The following is a 13,152-nucleotide window of genomic DNA, read 5'->3' on the forward strand; positions in this document are numbered from 1 at the left end:
AACACTGAATGGGGATGATTCAAACCTGGGAGAATAAGGAGATCAAATGGCGCGTAAAGAAGGTAAAACGGTATTCGTCGCTTCCGCCGTTATCATCTTTGCACTGGTGGTAATCGGCGCGGCGTTTCCGGAAAATTTTGGTAGCGGCGCCGAGGCCGCGCTCGGTGCGGTTACCGAGCACCTGGGCTGGTTCTATCTGATTTCGGTGTTCGGGTTCGTCATCTTTTTATTCGGGCTGGCGCTGAGCAAGTATGGCAAGGTGCGACTGGGCCCCCAGGACAGCCGCCCCGACTATACCTTTTTCTCCTGGATCAGCATGTTGCTGGCGGCGGGGTTTGGCGTTGGGCTGGTGTTTTACGGTATGGCCGAGCCCATGAGTCACTTCATCGAGGTGCCCTACGGCGATTTCGAGCCCGAGACCGAGGCCGCCGCGCGCTACGCGATCCAGTACAGCTACTTCAACTGGGGCATTCATCAGTGGGCGGCGTTTTCGGTGGTCGGGCTGATCATTGCTTATTTCCAGTTTCGTAAGGGCCAGGCGGGGCTGGTGTCGTCGGTGCTTTCATCGGTGGTGGCCAAAAAGCCGCGGCTGCGCCCCTACGTTTCCTGGATCGATGTGTTTGCCGTGGTCGCGACCGTCATGGGCGTGGCGACCTCGCTGGGACTTGGCGTGCTGCAAATGAACGGCGGGTTGAACGCGGTGTTTGGTGTGCCCGAAAGCACGCTTTGGCAGTTCATCATTCTTGCCGTCATGTTCTGCGCCTACATGCTTTCGACCTGGGCGGGGCTGGATAAAGGTATCAAGCGCCTTTCCAATTTGAATCTGGCGATCTGCATCGGCCTGATGCTCTACGTGTTGGTCACCGGGCCGACGGTGGCGATTCTCGAAACCATTACGCTGGGCATTGGCGACTACCTGCAGAACTTCATCGGCATGAGCCTGCGCATTTCACCTTATAGTAGCAACGAGTGGGCCAGCGAGTGGACGATCTTCTACTGGGCCTGGGTGATCGCCTGGTCGCCCTTCGTGGGCACCTTCGTGGCGCGCGTCTCCCGCGGACGCACCATCAAGGAGTACGTGTTCGGCGTGCTGATCATGCCGCCGCTGCTGGCGTGTTTGTGGATCGGTGTGTTCGGCGGCGCCGCGCTCACCATGGAGATCAATGGCGACAATATCGGGCTGGCCGCGGCGACCCAGGATAATATCACCGTGGCGCTTTTCGAGATGTACGAGCTGATGCCCTTTACCAGCGTGCTCTCGCTCGTCTCCATTTTGCTGATCTTTATCTTTTTGGTGACCTCGGCGGACTCGGCCTCTTATATCGTGGCGCAGATGACCGACAACGGCTCGATCAACCCGCCGCTTTACAAGCGCGTGATCTGGGGCGTATTGATCGCCGCCATTTGCCTTACGCTGATCGCGGCGGGGGGCTTGACCGGTTTGCAGTCGGCCGCGGTGCTGGCGGCGCTTCCCTTTACGTTCATTCTCTACCTGATGGTGTTCGTGCTGGTTCGCGAGCTGCAGGCAGACCGGAAATCGATGCTGACCCAGCTCTATCGTCGCCACGGCGATACCCCGGTCGGCGCGGACGCTTTCGAGGCCGGCGAGCTAAGCGATGCCGAGCAGGAGCGCATGCGGCGTGCACCGCTCGTGGTCAATCGGCGCATCAAGGACTAGACTTTACAAAAATACGTTGTAAACCGTCTAAAGGGAGTAAGCGCTCATGGCTCGACCGCGCCAAGGCGCAACGCGACGTCAGCCCAAAGGGGCTGGCCTTGGTCGATGCGGTGCGGTCTTCGACCGCTGGCTGGATTTGATCGTCATCGTGGCGGTCCTGACGGCGCTGGTGATCGGTTTGTCCGCCGTTTTGGCGCACTGGCTGCTCACCTGACAGGACGAGACTCAGCCAACAAAAGGGGCGCATCATGCGCCCCTTTTTTAATGGCTCGTTCACTCGATGCAGGCTTGGTCTTTCAAACGGGGTGGCTAAACCGGGTCGAAGGCTTCTATGCGATTTCGGCCGCGGTTTTTGGCATGGTAAAGCCGCTCGTCGGCTTCGCTTAGTAGCTGCCCGGCGGTTTTTCCACTGGCGGGTAGGGCGCAGGCCACCCCGATGCTCACGGTGAGCATGTTATCCTGGCCGCGGGCGTGGGGAATGGCCAGCGTCAGCACCGCTTGACGCATGTGGTTGGCGATGCTCAGGGCGCGGTAAATGTCCTTGGCGGGCAGCACGCAAACGAACTCTTCGCCTCCGTAGCGCGCCAGCAGGTCGGTTTCCTGGTCGATGCAGCGACTAAGCGCCCGGGCAACGCTTTTGAGCGTATCGTCGCCCATGGTGTGGCCGTAGTGGTCGTTGAACGCCTTGAAACGGTCTATATCGACGAATATCACCGAAATGGGCTCTTCTGCCTTGATAGATTTCTCCCAGTGGCTGGCCAGAAAGGCGTCGAAGTAGCGTCGGTTGGCGATGCCGGTCAGGCCGTCGTGCCTGGAAAGCTGATGTAGGTGGTCGCGCTGCTCCAGGCCGCGCTGAAACTCACGCAGCAGGTGATCCAGGCTCTCGACCAGGTGGCCCAGCTCATCGTTTCGATGGCCGCGCAGCGTGGGCTTGGGCCACTGGGCCGGAAAGGCCGGGTCGGTCAGGGCGATGGCGGCGTGAACCTTCAAAAGCGGCCGGGTAATGAAGATATGGAAAAAAGCGATAAACAGCGAGCTGAGTAAAAAGGCCTCGGCGATACTGACACCCACCACGCGATAGCCTCGGGCGAGAAACTGGGCCGTTAGATAATGCTGGTCCAGCGAGAGCCGGATTTCGCCGACCGGTGAGGTCGCCACGGTTTCGCCCATGTTGTAACGAAGCGGTTCCCGGTAGTCGAGTATATCGCCAAACAGCGCCTCCCCAAGGCGCCCGGACGGCGGCGTGAGTGATTCGAACTCGGCCAGCTTACGGCCAAAATCATCCTCGATGACCACGCGAGCGACATCGCTATCATTGAAAAGCCCTCGTGCGATCTGCTCGGCAAGCTGGGGGTTGAGCTGAAACGCCGCCTCCGCCGCCGCGCCATTGATGATGGCAAGCTGCTGCTGGGTGCGTTGTTCGATGCTGGCCCGCATACTTTTAGCGTGGCTCCAGAGCTCGACGCTACCCGCGACCAGGCTGATCAGCGTGGCGATGAGAAGCGTCAAAAGCGCTTGCTTTAAGGTCAGGCGTCCTTTGATGAGCCGGCCCCTGGTGTTCATGGCAGCGCCCTTAATGCCTGCTGGATTCTGTCCATTACCTGATGGGGAACGCTTGGGTTGCAGGCCAGATAAAGCGGCATATGGGCAAAGGTAAACAGGTGAACGAGCGGGATGTCTTCCTCCTGGGCGATGAACTCCCCGGGTGCCCGGCCGGAAACGATCACATCCAAAAAACCGGCTTCCAGTCGTGCGATATTGACCCGTTCGCTGGACGCTCTGATGACGTCGATGCCTTGGCTTTTGACGTAGTCGCCCACGGCATCTTCGCGAAAGCTGCCAACGCGCAGGCCAGCCAGGTCCTCGAGGCGGGTTAAATCGCCCGCCCGGCCCTCGAGTGCGAACGCCGCCCACTCGTTCGCCGCCAGCGGCCCCGCCCAGCGAAAAAGCGCCTCGCGCTGGGGGGTGCGCGTGGTCGAGTAAACGCAGTGGTCCCGGCGAAGCCGCGCTTCGGTATAGGCGCGCGCCCAGGGAAGCAGATGAAACCGGGCCTCGATCCCGGTTCGTTCGAGCGCCTGCTGTAAGCGCTCGGTCGCGTAACCCTGGAGGTCGCCACCAAGGCCATGGTTGAAGGGCGGATACTCTTCGGTATTGATCGTCAAGGGGTAGGAGGGCGCCGGGCTCGCCGTCACCTGCATGCTTGAAAACATCATAATGATCATAAAGAGTACAGGTGAAAAAGACGGAGGCCGACGGTTACTCATCCTCGTATACCGGCGACGGAATATCAAATGAACTTAGCTCAAGAAGCATCTTTTGAAAATATTCGGTCAGCGCCGGGTCGCTCTCCTTGTTGATCGCGAAGTAGAGCGGGTAGCGACTCAAGGTATAAACCGGGATCAAAGTGGCGGGCTGGTAGCCCTCGTGCTCGACGATCCAGTCGGCGACGTTTGCGCTATAGGCCCACAGGTCGACCCGTTCATTGATCAGCATATTGAGCGCACTCTGGTTATCCAGCGCGTGGTGAATGAGCGTTTCCGGGTAGTCCGCCTCCGTCAGGCTCAATTCACCGATATCGCCCCGGATCACGACGACGCTGAGGCTTTGCGCGATGGCGTCACTCAGCGCCTCGATGCGTAGTGGCTTGCTGGCATGGCCGATCAGGGTGACCCGGTCGATGGCGATGGGCCCGGCCCAGTCAAAAAGCGCTTCGCGCGAGGGCGTCCGGTTGGTCGAGAAAAGCACTGTGTTGGGCGTTTGCAGCACCATGTTGTAGCCTCTTATCCACGGGTAACTGTGAATATCGGCACGTTCGAAGGGCGTTTGAGAGTAGTTGAACAGACGCTTTAAAAGATCGACCGTGTGACCTTTTACAACGCCTTGTTCGACATAGTTATAGGGGGGATACTCTTCGGTAATATAGCTAAAGGCAGCGAGGGAGGGGGACGTGTCGGCAAAGCATCCGCTTACCCCCATAAGCACCGCGACCCGCAACGCGCCCTTGACTATCGAGTGCTTTTTGACGGCGAATTCATGCGTCATGCGCAGATACCCCAACGTAATTCCCAGGAAAATTTAGAGTAACTTTCACCCCCTGTCATCCCCCTTTTACTGGCTTAGGCGTTAATGTAGTCGAGCTGGCCCCTTTGATGCACTATCTGCACGAGAGCTTCTATGTCCTCTGAACCCGTACAAAGCGCAGCGGCCTACGCCTCCCGGCGCGAGATATTTGGTTGGGCAATGTTCGATTTTGCCAACCAGGCCTATACGCTGCTGATTATCACGGTGGTTTTCGGCGAGCTTTTTACCACCGTGATCGTCGGTGATCGCGGTGACAACTTCCGGTTGGCCAATTTTTTATGGAGCCTGGCGCTTGCCACCAGCTACCTGCTGGTGGTGATTACCGCGCCGCTTAGCGGGGCCATCATGGATTACCGGGCCGAAAAAAAGCGCTTTCTGCTGGTAAGTTATCTGGCGACGATCGCCACGACCGCCATGCTCTATTTCGTCGAACCCGGCTACGTGGTGGCGGGGCTTTTGCTGATCATACTCTCTAATTACGCCTACTCCATGGGCGAATCGTTCATTGCCGCGTTTTTACCCGAGCTCGGCCCGCCTACGGCGCTGGGTAAAATTTCCGGGTTTGGCTGGGCGCTGGGCTATATTGGCGGATTATTCGCCGCGGGCTTTACGCTTTTGGTGCTGGGCGAAGCGACGCTCGAGAATTTCGAGCGTATTCGCTGGGTCGGCCCGTTCGCCGCCGGGTTTTTCCTGGTCGCCGCCATTCCCACCTTCCTGTGGTTAAAAGAGCGGGGTGAGCCCAGAGAGAAGGGGGTGTCCTACTGGCGGATCGCGCGGGGGCGCTTGACGTCTACTTTCAAGGAGCTTCGCTACTTCAAGGATCTGACCGTCTTTTTGGTGTCGCTGCTTTTCTCGATGGCCGGGGTCTACATCATCATCGCGTTTGCGTTCATCTACGGCGCCCAGGTGATCGGCTGGGACGAAGGGGTGCGCAACATCATGTTCATCGTCGTGCAGCTCACCGCGGCGGCGGGTGCGCTGGGGTTCGGTTTTATCCAGGATAAGCTGGGCGCCAAGCGCACCTACCAGATGACCCTGGCGCTCTGGGTCCTGGCCATTCTGGCGATTTGGGCGACCCCAGAACTTACCCAATGGGCCAACGCGCGTTTTGGCTGGCAGTGGCAGGCGCAATACGTCTTTTTATACGTGGGCTGTTTGGCGGGGCTGAGCCTGGGGTCGAGCCAGTCCGCCAGCCGCGCGCTGGTCGGGGTTTTCTCGCCGCTTGCCAAGTCCGCGGAATTTTTCGGCTTCTGGGGGCTGGCGAACAAACTGGCCGGGGTGCTGGGTATCGTGTTGCTGGGCGTGCTGCAAACGTTGATTGGTCTGCAGGCCTCTATTCTATTATGTGTAGGATTGTTCATCATGGCGATGCTGATTTGTGCAGGCGTGAACGAGCGCCGCGGCCGCGAGGCGGCGACTGCATGGGAAAGCACCTAACGGGCGGAGAGGGTGTATGACATCGCTAAACGCACAGCGCGGCGGCATCGTGATGATGCTGCTATTTTGGATCGCCCTGATCGGGGCGGGCACCTGGCTTATCGACGGCGGTTTCAAAAATCTCACCACGCCCAACGCCCATATCATGGATACCTCGACAGAGGGGGCGCCGGTACGGCTCAAGCGTAACCGCTCCGGACATTTCGAGGCCCCCGGCCAGATCAACGGCGAGCCGGTTACCTTCCTGCTCGATACCGGCGCCACCTACGTGGCGGTGCCCCACGAGCTCGCCGATAGGCTGTCGCTAGAGCCCGGGCGCAGCGCCTGGTTCAACACGGCTAACGGCCGGGTACAGGGTAACTTAACCGAGCTCGACGAAGTATCCCTTGGCGGGCTGCGCGCCAGCAACGTGCAGGGCTCGATCAGCCCCGGTATGGAGCGCGATACCGTGCTTTTGGGCATGAGCTTTTTGAATCTGCTCAGTATCGAAATAGCGGATGGCGAAATGCTGCTGCGTTTGCCGCCGCAGTAACGCTCGCATGTTGACCAGGAAGTGCTATGCTGAGCGCGTAATGCAAGGATATCGGCACACCAAGGAGCGTTGTTATGGGAATTGAAGTAGGCGGCCTGTTAGGCCTTATCTGGCTTGTCATTGTCATTTGGGCCATTGTTAAAGTCGCCAAGAGTTCGGCTGGCGGCCTTGCCAAGCTGATCTGGATTCTGGTGTTACTCTTCTTCCCGCTAATCGGTTTGATTATCTGGTTCGTGTTAGGGCCCAAGGGATAGCCGGTTTAAGCGAAATGAAAAAAGCAGGCCCTTGGGCCTGCTTTTTTTGTATTCTAAAAGCGCATCTTGTGACGTTTAAAGGCGCTTGGCTAGTCTTCGGTGCTCTCGTCACTCGCGGGCGGGGCCTTGTAATGCCCGGGGATCGTCAGCTTTTCGCCGTTGGGTAAATCGCGCACCTGAGTGGGTACGTAGACGCGTTTAATGACGCTTTTGGTTTTTTGATCGCCCATCGCCTTCTCCTGCCATGTCCAAAAGATGGTTGACAACTCGCGCACTCAACATTAGCGCGCCAGCCATCAACAATCAAGCGGTGCGCCGTTTGCAAAAATAGTAAAAAGCGGCCCGGCAGGTCCTCCGGGCGGTGCCGATTTATTCTTGCAATTTGCCTTTCAAACGTTAATAAAGAGTAAGCTAGTGTTACCATTAAGCACTTTGCCACGTTAATCAGATGCCATGAAGTTACCGAGGCTATTGACCATTATAAAGGAAGCGGGAGCCGCTCATGTCTGACTATCCCGATCAAGACCATGTGCTGATTATCGAAGATGACCAGCGTCTGGCCGAGCTAACCCGAGAATACCTGGATAACAACGGCTTTAAAGTAACGGTCGAAGCCGATGGTGCGAAAGGGGTCGAGCGGATTCTGGAGCTTCAGCCGGACCTTGTCATTTTGGATTTGATGCTGCCAGGCGAAGATGGCCTTTCGATCTGCCGGCGCGTACGCCCTAATTTTACCGGGCCCATCATGATGCTGACCGCGCGCACCGATGACCTCGACCAGGTGCTGGGACTCGAAATGGGCGCCGATGACTACGTGCCCAAACCCGTCAAACCCAGGGTGCTGCTGGCACGCATGCGGGCCCTTTTGCGCCGCGCCGATGCGCCGGTGGCCCCCAACGGCGAGGTGCGCCTGCAGTTTTCCAATCTGGATATCGATAGCGCCACCCGCGAGGCGTGGCTCGAGGGGGAGCGCATCGACCTGACCAGCGCGGAGTTCGATCTGCTTTGGCTTTTAGCGAGCAATGCGGGCACCGTGCTGACCCGGGAGGAAATATTCAGCGACCTGCGGGGGATCAAGTACGACGGCCAGGACCGCTCTATCGACGTGCGTGTGTCACGCATTCGCCCCAAGATCGGCGATGACCCCCATCAGCCCCACCGTATTAAAACCGTGCGCAGCAAAGGCTATCTCTTTGTCAAGGATAGCTAATCGCCGCGTGGCGAGACCCGGTCAAAAGCGTCAGCGAGGTGGATGCCATGCCGCGCGTGCTTAGCCACGGCTCTTTTTTTAGATTTTACGTGCTGCTGGCCCTGGCGCTTTGCGTGGTGTTCGTCATTACGATCGGCGGACGCACCTTCATCGAACAGGTACGCCGCGAAGAGTTTCGCGAAAAGATGGTGAGCCTGCCGATGACGCTAATGACCCGGCAGTTGGCCGAGCTTGCCCCGGAAAATCGAGAAGCGCGTTTGAACGCTTTCTCGCATCAGTTCGGTATGCAGCTGGCGCTGGTGCCGGCCAACGATGCCGAGCTCGGCTATTTCGAGAAAGCCCGCCTGGCGCGGGGTAGTATTTTGATCGAGACCAACCCCTGGCGGCTTCGTCAGCGCATTCCCGACGAGCGCTCACAGCCGGATAGCCTCTTGAGTGCTACCTTCCTGGGCTGGAACGAGCGCCAGTGGCAGGGCAGCATGGTGGCCCTGGGCGAGTGGCTGGCACGAACGCCCGCTCCCCAGCGCCAGTCAGTACTTGCCGGTTTGCATCTGCCGGGATGGCCACTGGCGCTCGTCTCTACACTGCCCGAAGGCCTCACCCCGGCCCAGCGCCAGCAACTGGCCCGCGGCGAGGTCGTGACACGGCTGGTGACCGAGCAGCTCTCCCTTACGTTTATTTATCAAATACCCGGCAGCGAGCAGTGGCTGAAAGCCGGCCCCATTACCCGGCGGGATACGCTACCGCTGAGCCTGCATTTACCGCTTCTCATCGGCGTCATGGTGGTGCTGAGTCTCATCATCTACCTCATCATGCGCAGTATCGAAGCGCGCATGGCGCGTTTGGAACTCGCCGCCACGCGTATCGCAAGCGGCCGGCTGGAAACCCGAGTGAAAGTAGAAAGCGGCGATTTTCTGGGCCGGCTCGGTATGGCCTTCAACGCCATGGCAAGCCAGGTGCAAACGCTTTTAAAAGGTCAGCAGGAGATGATTCGCGCGGTCTCTCACGAGCTACGTACGCCGGTGGCGCGGATACGCTTTGCCGTGCAAATGGTCGAGGATATGACCGAGGAGCCGTCGATCCGCCGCCAACTGCAGGGGATCGACGCCGACATCGCCGAGCTCGACGATCTGGTCGACGAGATTTTGACCTACGCGCGTCTGGGGGGCGGGCCAAGCCACGGTGACCCGCTGGAGATGGTGCCGGTGGAGTGCTGCGCCATGGCCAACCGGGTCATCGACGCGCTCACGCCGCTGCACAAAACGCTCAGTCTCAAGCTCGAGACAGAGCACGAGGAGATCGAGCTTCTGGCCGAGCCGCGCTATCTGCAACGTGCGCTGCAAAACCTGGTCAGTAACGCCTGCCGTTACGGTCGCACCCAAGTCAGCATTCGTCTTTGCGACGAGCCACACCTGGTACGTATCGATGTCGAAGACGACGGCCCGGGGGTGCCGCTGGAGGCGCGCGGCGATATCTTCAAGCCCTTTGCCAGGCTGGACGACAGCCGGGCGCGAAGCTCCGGTGGCTACGGTCTGGGGCTTTCCATCGTACACAAGGTCATGACCGGCCATGGCGGCAGCGTCACCATCGATGAAAGCCCGGGCCTTGGCGGGGCGCGCTTTACGCTATTGATTCCTCGCCGCCACCCGCCGGCTTGACGCCGCTGAGCACCGCGAAAGACGTTTCCCGCGCGGTGCGCAAAAAATCCTGCATCCAGGGGGTGTGACGCGTCTCATCGCGAATCGCTGCATAGAGCGTGCCCCAAATTCCCGCCTCGCCAAGTTTCACCGCGCTTACGTAGTCGCGCTCCAGATATTCGGTCAGCGCCCAGTTGGGCAGCGCGCAAACGCCACGGCCGCTGGCCACCAGCTGCATCATCATGATGGTGAGCTCCGCGGTGCGAATCTCCTTCGGGCGTACCTGGGCTGGCGTCAAAAACTGGGTAAACACATCCAACCGCGACTGCTCCACCGGGTAAGTGATCAGCGTCTGTTCGGCGAGCTCTAAGGGGCTGACAAAGCCTTTCTGCGCGAAAGGGTGCTGGCGGGCCACGGCCAAAAGCCCCTCGTAGCGAAACAGCGGCGCGTAGTGAATGCCTTCGATGGGCTGCGGGTCGGCGGTGATGACCAGGTCGAGCTGCTCGCGGGCAAGGGCCGGCAGCGGGTCGAAGTGATGACCGCTCGGGATATCGATCTCGACTTCCGGCCAGTGATCGCGAAAGTAATCCACCGTGGGCATCAGCCACTGAAAGCAGCTGTGGCATTCGATGGCCATGTGCAAGCGGCCCTGCTCGGTACCCGAAAGCTTGGCCAGGTCGCGCTCGGCGCGACGCACCGCCGGCAGTAGTTCGTCGGCCAGCGCCAACAGGCGAAGCCCGGCCCGGGTGAACTCCACCGGGCGCGTTTTACGCACGAATAGCGGGCCCGCCACACGGCTTTCCAGGTCTTTCAACTGATGGGAAAGCGCCGACTGGGTCAGGTGAACGCGCTCGGCGGCCTCGACCAGCGAGCCGGTTTCGCGCAGCGCGGCCAGCGTACGCAGATGACGTAGTTCAAGCATTGACGGTTCGGTTCGCGGTTATAAAAGACAGTGAACGTGTTTAAAGCGAGAACCCCGGTATTCGAGATTCTATCGTCGCAGTGTCTCATATTTGCGCCGACACCGCGCCTGGAAGAGCGGCGCGGCGTCAAAGGAGAGGCTAGCTTTTCGAGGCGTAGGCGTACAACAGCGTTTCCTGGGCGCTGATGGCGTCACTGGTGCCCGGGCCCTGGAGGCGGTAGCTGCCGTCGCTTTCCAAAAGCCAGCTCTGGCAGTTATCCACCAGGTAGGTTTCCATGTCCTTGCGTACCCGGTTGGCGAGCTTTTTGTCCTTGAGGAGAAAGCAGGTTTCCACCCGGTGGAACATGTTGCGCGGCATGAAGTCGGCGCTCGAACACCAGGTTTCGGGCTTGTCGTTGTTGTGAAAGTAGAAGACCCGGGTGTGTTCCAGAAAGCGTCCGATGATCGAGCGCACGCGAATGTTCTCCGAGACACCCTTGACCCCCGGCTTCAAACAGCACATGCCGCGGATGATCAAGTCGCACTCCACGCCGGCCTGGGAGGCGCGGTAGAGCGCCTTGATCAGCCTGGGCTCGGTTAGCGAGTTGCACTTGATGATGATGTGGCCGCGTTTGCCCTTGGCGGCAAACTGCGCTTCGCGGTCGATCATTTCGACCAGGCGCGGGTGCAGGGTGAAGGGGGCGTGAAGCAGCGTATCGATCTTGCGCGTCTGCCCCATGCCGGAAAGCTGCTGAAACACCCGGTGTACGTCGGCGCACAACGCCTGATTGGCGGTCAAAAGACTGTAGTCGGTATAGAGCTTGGCGGTTTTGGCGTGATAGTTGCCGGTGCCCAGGTGGGCGTAGTGTTTGAGCTCGCCCTTCTCGCGGCGCACGATATGAATCATCTTGGCGTGAGTTTTATAGGCCATGATGCCGTAGATTACGATGGCGCCGGCCTCCTGCAGACGCGAGGCCAGCTGCAGGTTATCGGCCTCGTCGAAACGCGCGCGCAGCTCGATCACGACGGTGACTTCCTTGCCCTGGCTTGCCGCGTCCACCAGGGCGCTGACGATCGACGAGTCCGCCCCGGTGCGGTAAAGCGTCTGCTTGATCGCCAGTACGTCCGGGTCCCGTGCCGCCTCGCGTAGCCAATCCTCGATGGGCGAAAACGCCTGGAAGGGGTGGTGCAGCAGAATATCCTGCTGGCTGATCGCGTTGAACAAACTCCCTTCCTTGAGCGCCTTGGGTACGCTTGGGATGAAGGGCCGGTACATCAGCTCCGGGCGGTCGACATCGTCGAGCACGGCCATCATGCGGGTCAGGTTGACCGGCCCTTCTACCCGGTAGAGATCGTCGGGCGTTAGATCGAACTGGCGCAGCAGAAAATCGGTCAAGTCGTCGGGGCAGTTGTTGGCCACCTCCAGGCGAACGCCGCTGCCGTAGCGGCGCGCCAAAAGTTCGCCGCGTAGCGCCGAGGCCAAATCCGACACCTCTTCCGGGTCGACGCTCAAATCCGCGTTGCGGGTCAGCCGGAACTGGTAGCAGCCGAGCACGCGCATGCCGGGAAAGAGCTCTTCGGCGTGGGCGTGAATCATCGAGGAGAGGAATACGTATTCGGAGAAGCCTTCGGCGCAGAGCTCCTTGGGCAGCGCGATCAGTCTGGGCAGCGAGCGCGGGGCGGGCAGAATCGCCATGCCGCCGGCCCGGCCGAACGCATCCTTGCCTTCGAGGGCGACGATAAAGTTGAGGCTCTTGTTCACCAGCCGGGGAAACGGATGCGAGGGGTCGAGGCCGATCGGGCTGATCACCGGCATGATTTCACGATCGAAATACGCCCGCACCCAGGCTTGCTGCGCCTCGTTCCATTGATCGCGGCGGCGAAAGCGTAGTCCTTGAGCTTCGAGCGCCGGCAGCAAGGTGTTGTTGAGGATCTGATACTGGCGGCGAATCTGGCGGTGGGCAGTGTCGGATATCTCGCTCAGCACTGCCCTTGGCAAGCGGCCGTCGGCGGAGGTGGCGTTGTCGTTCAACGCAATCTGGTGTTTGAGCCCGGCCACGCGAATCTCGAAAAACTCGTCCATGTTGGAGGAGAAAATCAGCAAAAACATCAGCCGGTTCAATAACGGGTGGGCATCGTCCAGCGCCTGTTCCAGCACGCGAATGTTGAACTGCAGGTGCGAAAGTTCGCGATTGAAGTAGAGCTCCGGGTCGTCCAGGTCGGTTTGCCCGTCTCCGCCTTTGGCTTGAACGCCGGTCGGGGTACGATTGATCCGAAGGGGCAAGCTCTCGCCTTCACCGCTGGATGCTTCAATACCTTGAAGCGGCGTAGAGTCCGACGTTTGCATCTCCATACATCTCCCGCAGATTGGGCATCACGCGTTGTAAGCGCCTACCTGGATCTTAGTGTGTTGGGCTCGATT

The 13,152-nt window shown here is 59.7% G+C and carries 13 protein-coding genes; 7 read left to right on the plus strand and 6 right to left on the minus strand.

Annotation, left to right across the window (positions count from 1 at the left end; genetic code table 11):
• Nucleotides 1–46 precede the first annotated feature (46 nt).
• Nucleotides 47–1,678 (plus strand): BCCT family transporter, encoded by a 1,632-nt coding sequence (locus ACWHVV_RS02825; RefSeq protein ID WP_447927985.1) that lies wholly within the window; start codon nt 47–49, stop codon nt 1,676–1,678.
• Nucleotides 1,679–1,724: 46 nt separating this feature from the next.
• On the plus strand, nt 1,725–1,892 hold the full coding sequence (locus ACWHVV_RS02830; protein WP_447527759.1) for a hypothetical protein: 168 nt from the start codon (nt 1,725–1,727) through the stop codon (nt 1,890–1,892).
• Nucleotides 1,893–1,987: 95 nt separating this feature from the next.
• Here ACWHVV_RS02830 and ACWHVV_RS02835 read toward each other — a convergent pair whose 3' ends face one another.
• From ACWHVV_RS02835 to ACWHVV_RS02845, 3 genes are read right to left on the minus strand one after another with little or no spacing between them, the layout of a single operon-like run.
• Nucleotides 1,988–3,241, minus strand: a complete 1,254-nt coding sequence (locus ACWHVV_RS02835) for a GGDEF domain-containing protein (protein WP_447927986.1) — start codon at nt 3,239–3,241, stop codon at nt 1,988–1,990.
• Nucleotides 3,238–3,891 carry a substrate-binding periplasmic protein gene (locus ACWHVV_RS02840; protein WP_447927987.1) on the minus strand — a complete coding sequence of 218 codons (654 nt, stop codon included), beginning with the start codon at nt 3,889–3,891 and terminating at the stop codon, nt 3,238–3,240. The genes ACWHVV_RS02835 and ACWHVV_RS02840 overlap by 4 nt, the downstream gene beginning before the upstream one ends.
• 43 nt (nt 3,892–3,934) lie before the next feature.
• Nucleotides 3,935–4,720 (minus strand): substrate-binding periplasmic protein, encoded by a 786-nt coding sequence (locus ACWHVV_RS02845; protein ID WP_447927988.1) that lies wholly within the window; start codon nt 4,718–4,720, stop codon nt 3,935–3,937.
• 132 nt (nt 4,721–4,852) lie between these two features.
• Between ACWHVV_RS02845 and ACWHVV_RS02850 the strand changes: the two genes are divergently transcribed.
• The 3 genes from ACWHVV_RS02850 (at nt 4,853) to ACWHVV_RS02860 (ending at nt 6,982) form a co-directional block, all read left to right on the plus strand.
• Nucleotides 4,853–6,196, plus strand: coding sequence for an MFS transporter (locus ACWHVV_RS02850; protein WP_447927989.1), 1,344 nt, complete (start codon nt 4,853–4,855; stop codon nt 6,194–6,196).
• A gap of 16 nt (nt 6,197–6,212) precedes the next feature.
• Nucleotides 6,213–6,728: a retropepsin-like aspartic protease family protein gene (locus ACWHVV_RS02855; protein WP_447927990.1), complete on the plus strand. Its 516-nt coding sequence runs from the start codon at nt 6,213–6,215 to the stop codon at nt 6,726–6,728.
• Between the two features lie 74 nt (nt 6,729–6,802).
• Nucleotides 6,803–6,982 (plus strand): PLDc N-terminal domain-containing protein, encoded by a 180-nt coding sequence (locus tag ACWHVV_RS02860; protein WP_447527765.1) that lies wholly within the window; start codon nt 6,803–6,805, stop codon nt 6,980–6,982.
• A gap of 89 nt (nt 6,983–7,071) precedes the next feature.
• Here ACWHVV_RS02860 and ACWHVV_RS02865 read toward each other — a convergent pair whose 3' ends face one another.
• The gene (locus ACWHVV_RS02865; RefSeq protein WP_447927991.1) at nt 7,072–7,212 is read right to left on the minus strand and encodes a hypothetical protein; all 141 of its coding nucleotides are present in this window, start codon (nt 7,210–7,212) and stop codon (nt 7,072–7,074) included.
• A gap of 272 nt (nt 7,213–7,484) precedes the next feature.
• On the opposite strand from ACWHVV_RS02865, the gene ACWHVV_RS02870 reads away from it, so the two are divergent.
• Nucleotides 7,485–8,192: a response regulator gene (locus ACWHVV_RS02870; RefSeq protein ID WP_447527767.1), complete on the plus strand. Its 708-nt coding sequence runs from the start codon at nt 7,485–7,487 to the stop codon at nt 8,190–8,192.
• 47 nt (nt 8,193–8,239) lie between these two features.
• The gene (locus ACWHVV_RS02875) at nt 8,240–9,850 is read left to right on the plus strand and encodes an ATP-binding protein (RefSeq protein WP_447927992.1); all 1,611 of its coding nucleotides are present in this window, start codon (nt 8,240–8,242) and stop codon (nt 9,848–9,850) included.
• On the opposite strand, the gene ACWHVV_RS02880 is transcribed toward ACWHVV_RS02875, so the two are convergent.
• Both ACWHVV_RS02880 and ppk1 read right to left on the minus strand, forming a co-directional pair.
• Nucleotides 9,813–10,751 (minus strand): LysR family transcriptional regulator, encoded by a 939-nt coding sequence (locus ACWHVV_RS02880; protein WP_447927993.1) that lies wholly within the window; start codon nt 10,749–10,751, stop codon nt 9,813–9,815. The two genes, ACWHVV_RS02875 and ACWHVV_RS02880, sit on opposite strands and share 38 nt — an antisense overlap.
• Nucleotides 10,752–10,890: 139 nt before the next feature.
• The gene (ppk1, locus tag ACWHVV_RS02885) at nt 10,891–13,083 is read right to left on the minus strand and encodes a polyphosphate kinase 1 (protein WP_447927994.1); all 2,193 of its coding nucleotides are present in this window, start codon (nt 13,081–13,083) and stop codon (nt 10,891–10,893) included.
• Nucleotides 13,084–13,152 lie beyond the last annotated feature (69 nt).

It is taken from the genome of Vreelandella sp. EE27 (genome assembly GCF_968206495.1).

Excerpts from the sequence above, each read along its gene's own strand:
- ACWHVV_RS02830 (WP_447527759.1), top strand. The coding sequence starts at position 1,725 with ATGGCTCGACCGCGCCAAGGCGCAACGCGACGTCAGCCCAAAGGGGCT.
- ACWHVV_RS02865 (WP_447927991.1), bottom strand. The coding sequence starts at position 7,212 with ATGGGCGATCAAAAAACCAAAAGCGTCATTAAACGCGTCTACGTACCC.
- ACWHVV_RS02825 (WP_447927985.1), top strand. The coding sequence starts at position 47 with ATGGCGCGTAAAGAAGGTAAAACGGTATTCGTCGCTTCCGCCGTTATC.
- ACWHVV_RS02860 (WP_447527765.1), top strand. The coding sequence starts at position 6,803 with ATGGGAATTGAAGTAGGCGGCCTGTTAGGCCTTATCTGGCTTGTCATT.
- ACWHVV_RS02880 (WP_447927993.1), bottom strand. The coding sequence starts at position 10,751 with ATGCTTGAACTACGTCATCTGCGTACGCTGGCCGCGCTGCGCGAAACC.
- ACWHVV_RS02840 (WP_447927987.1), bottom strand. The coding sequence starts at position 3,891 with ATGATGTTTTCAAGCATGCAGGTGACGGCGAGCCCGGCGCCCTCCTAC.
- ACWHVV_RS02845 (WP_447927988.1), bottom strand. The coding sequence starts at position 4,720 with ATGACGCATGAATTCGCCGTCAAAAAGCACTCGATAGTCAAGGGCGCG.
- ACWHVV_RS02850 (WP_447927989.1), top strand. The coding sequence starts at position 4,853 with ATGTCCTCTGAACCCGTACAAAGCGCAGCGGCCTACGCCTCCCGGCGC.
- ppk1 (WP_447927994.1), bottom strand. The coding sequence starts at position 13,083 with ATGGAGATGCAAACGTCGGACTCTACGCCGCTTCAAGGTATTGAAGCA.
- ACWHVV_RS02875 (WP_447927992.1), top strand. The coding sequence starts at position 8,240 with ATGCCGCGCGTGCTTAGCCACGGCTCTTTTTTTAGATTTTACGTGCTG.
- ACWHVV_RS02855 (WP_447927990.1), top strand. The coding sequence starts at position 6,213 with ATGACATCGCTAAACGCACAGCGCGGCGGCATCGTGATGATGCTGCTA.
- ACWHVV_RS02835 (WP_447927986.1), bottom strand. The coding sequence starts at position 3,241 with ATGAACACCAGGGGCCGGCTCATCAAAGGACGCCTGACCTTAAAGCAA.
- ACWHVV_RS02870 (WP_447527767.1), top strand. The coding sequence starts at position 7,485 with ATGTCTGACTATCCCGATCAAGACCATGTGCTGATTATCGAAGATGAC.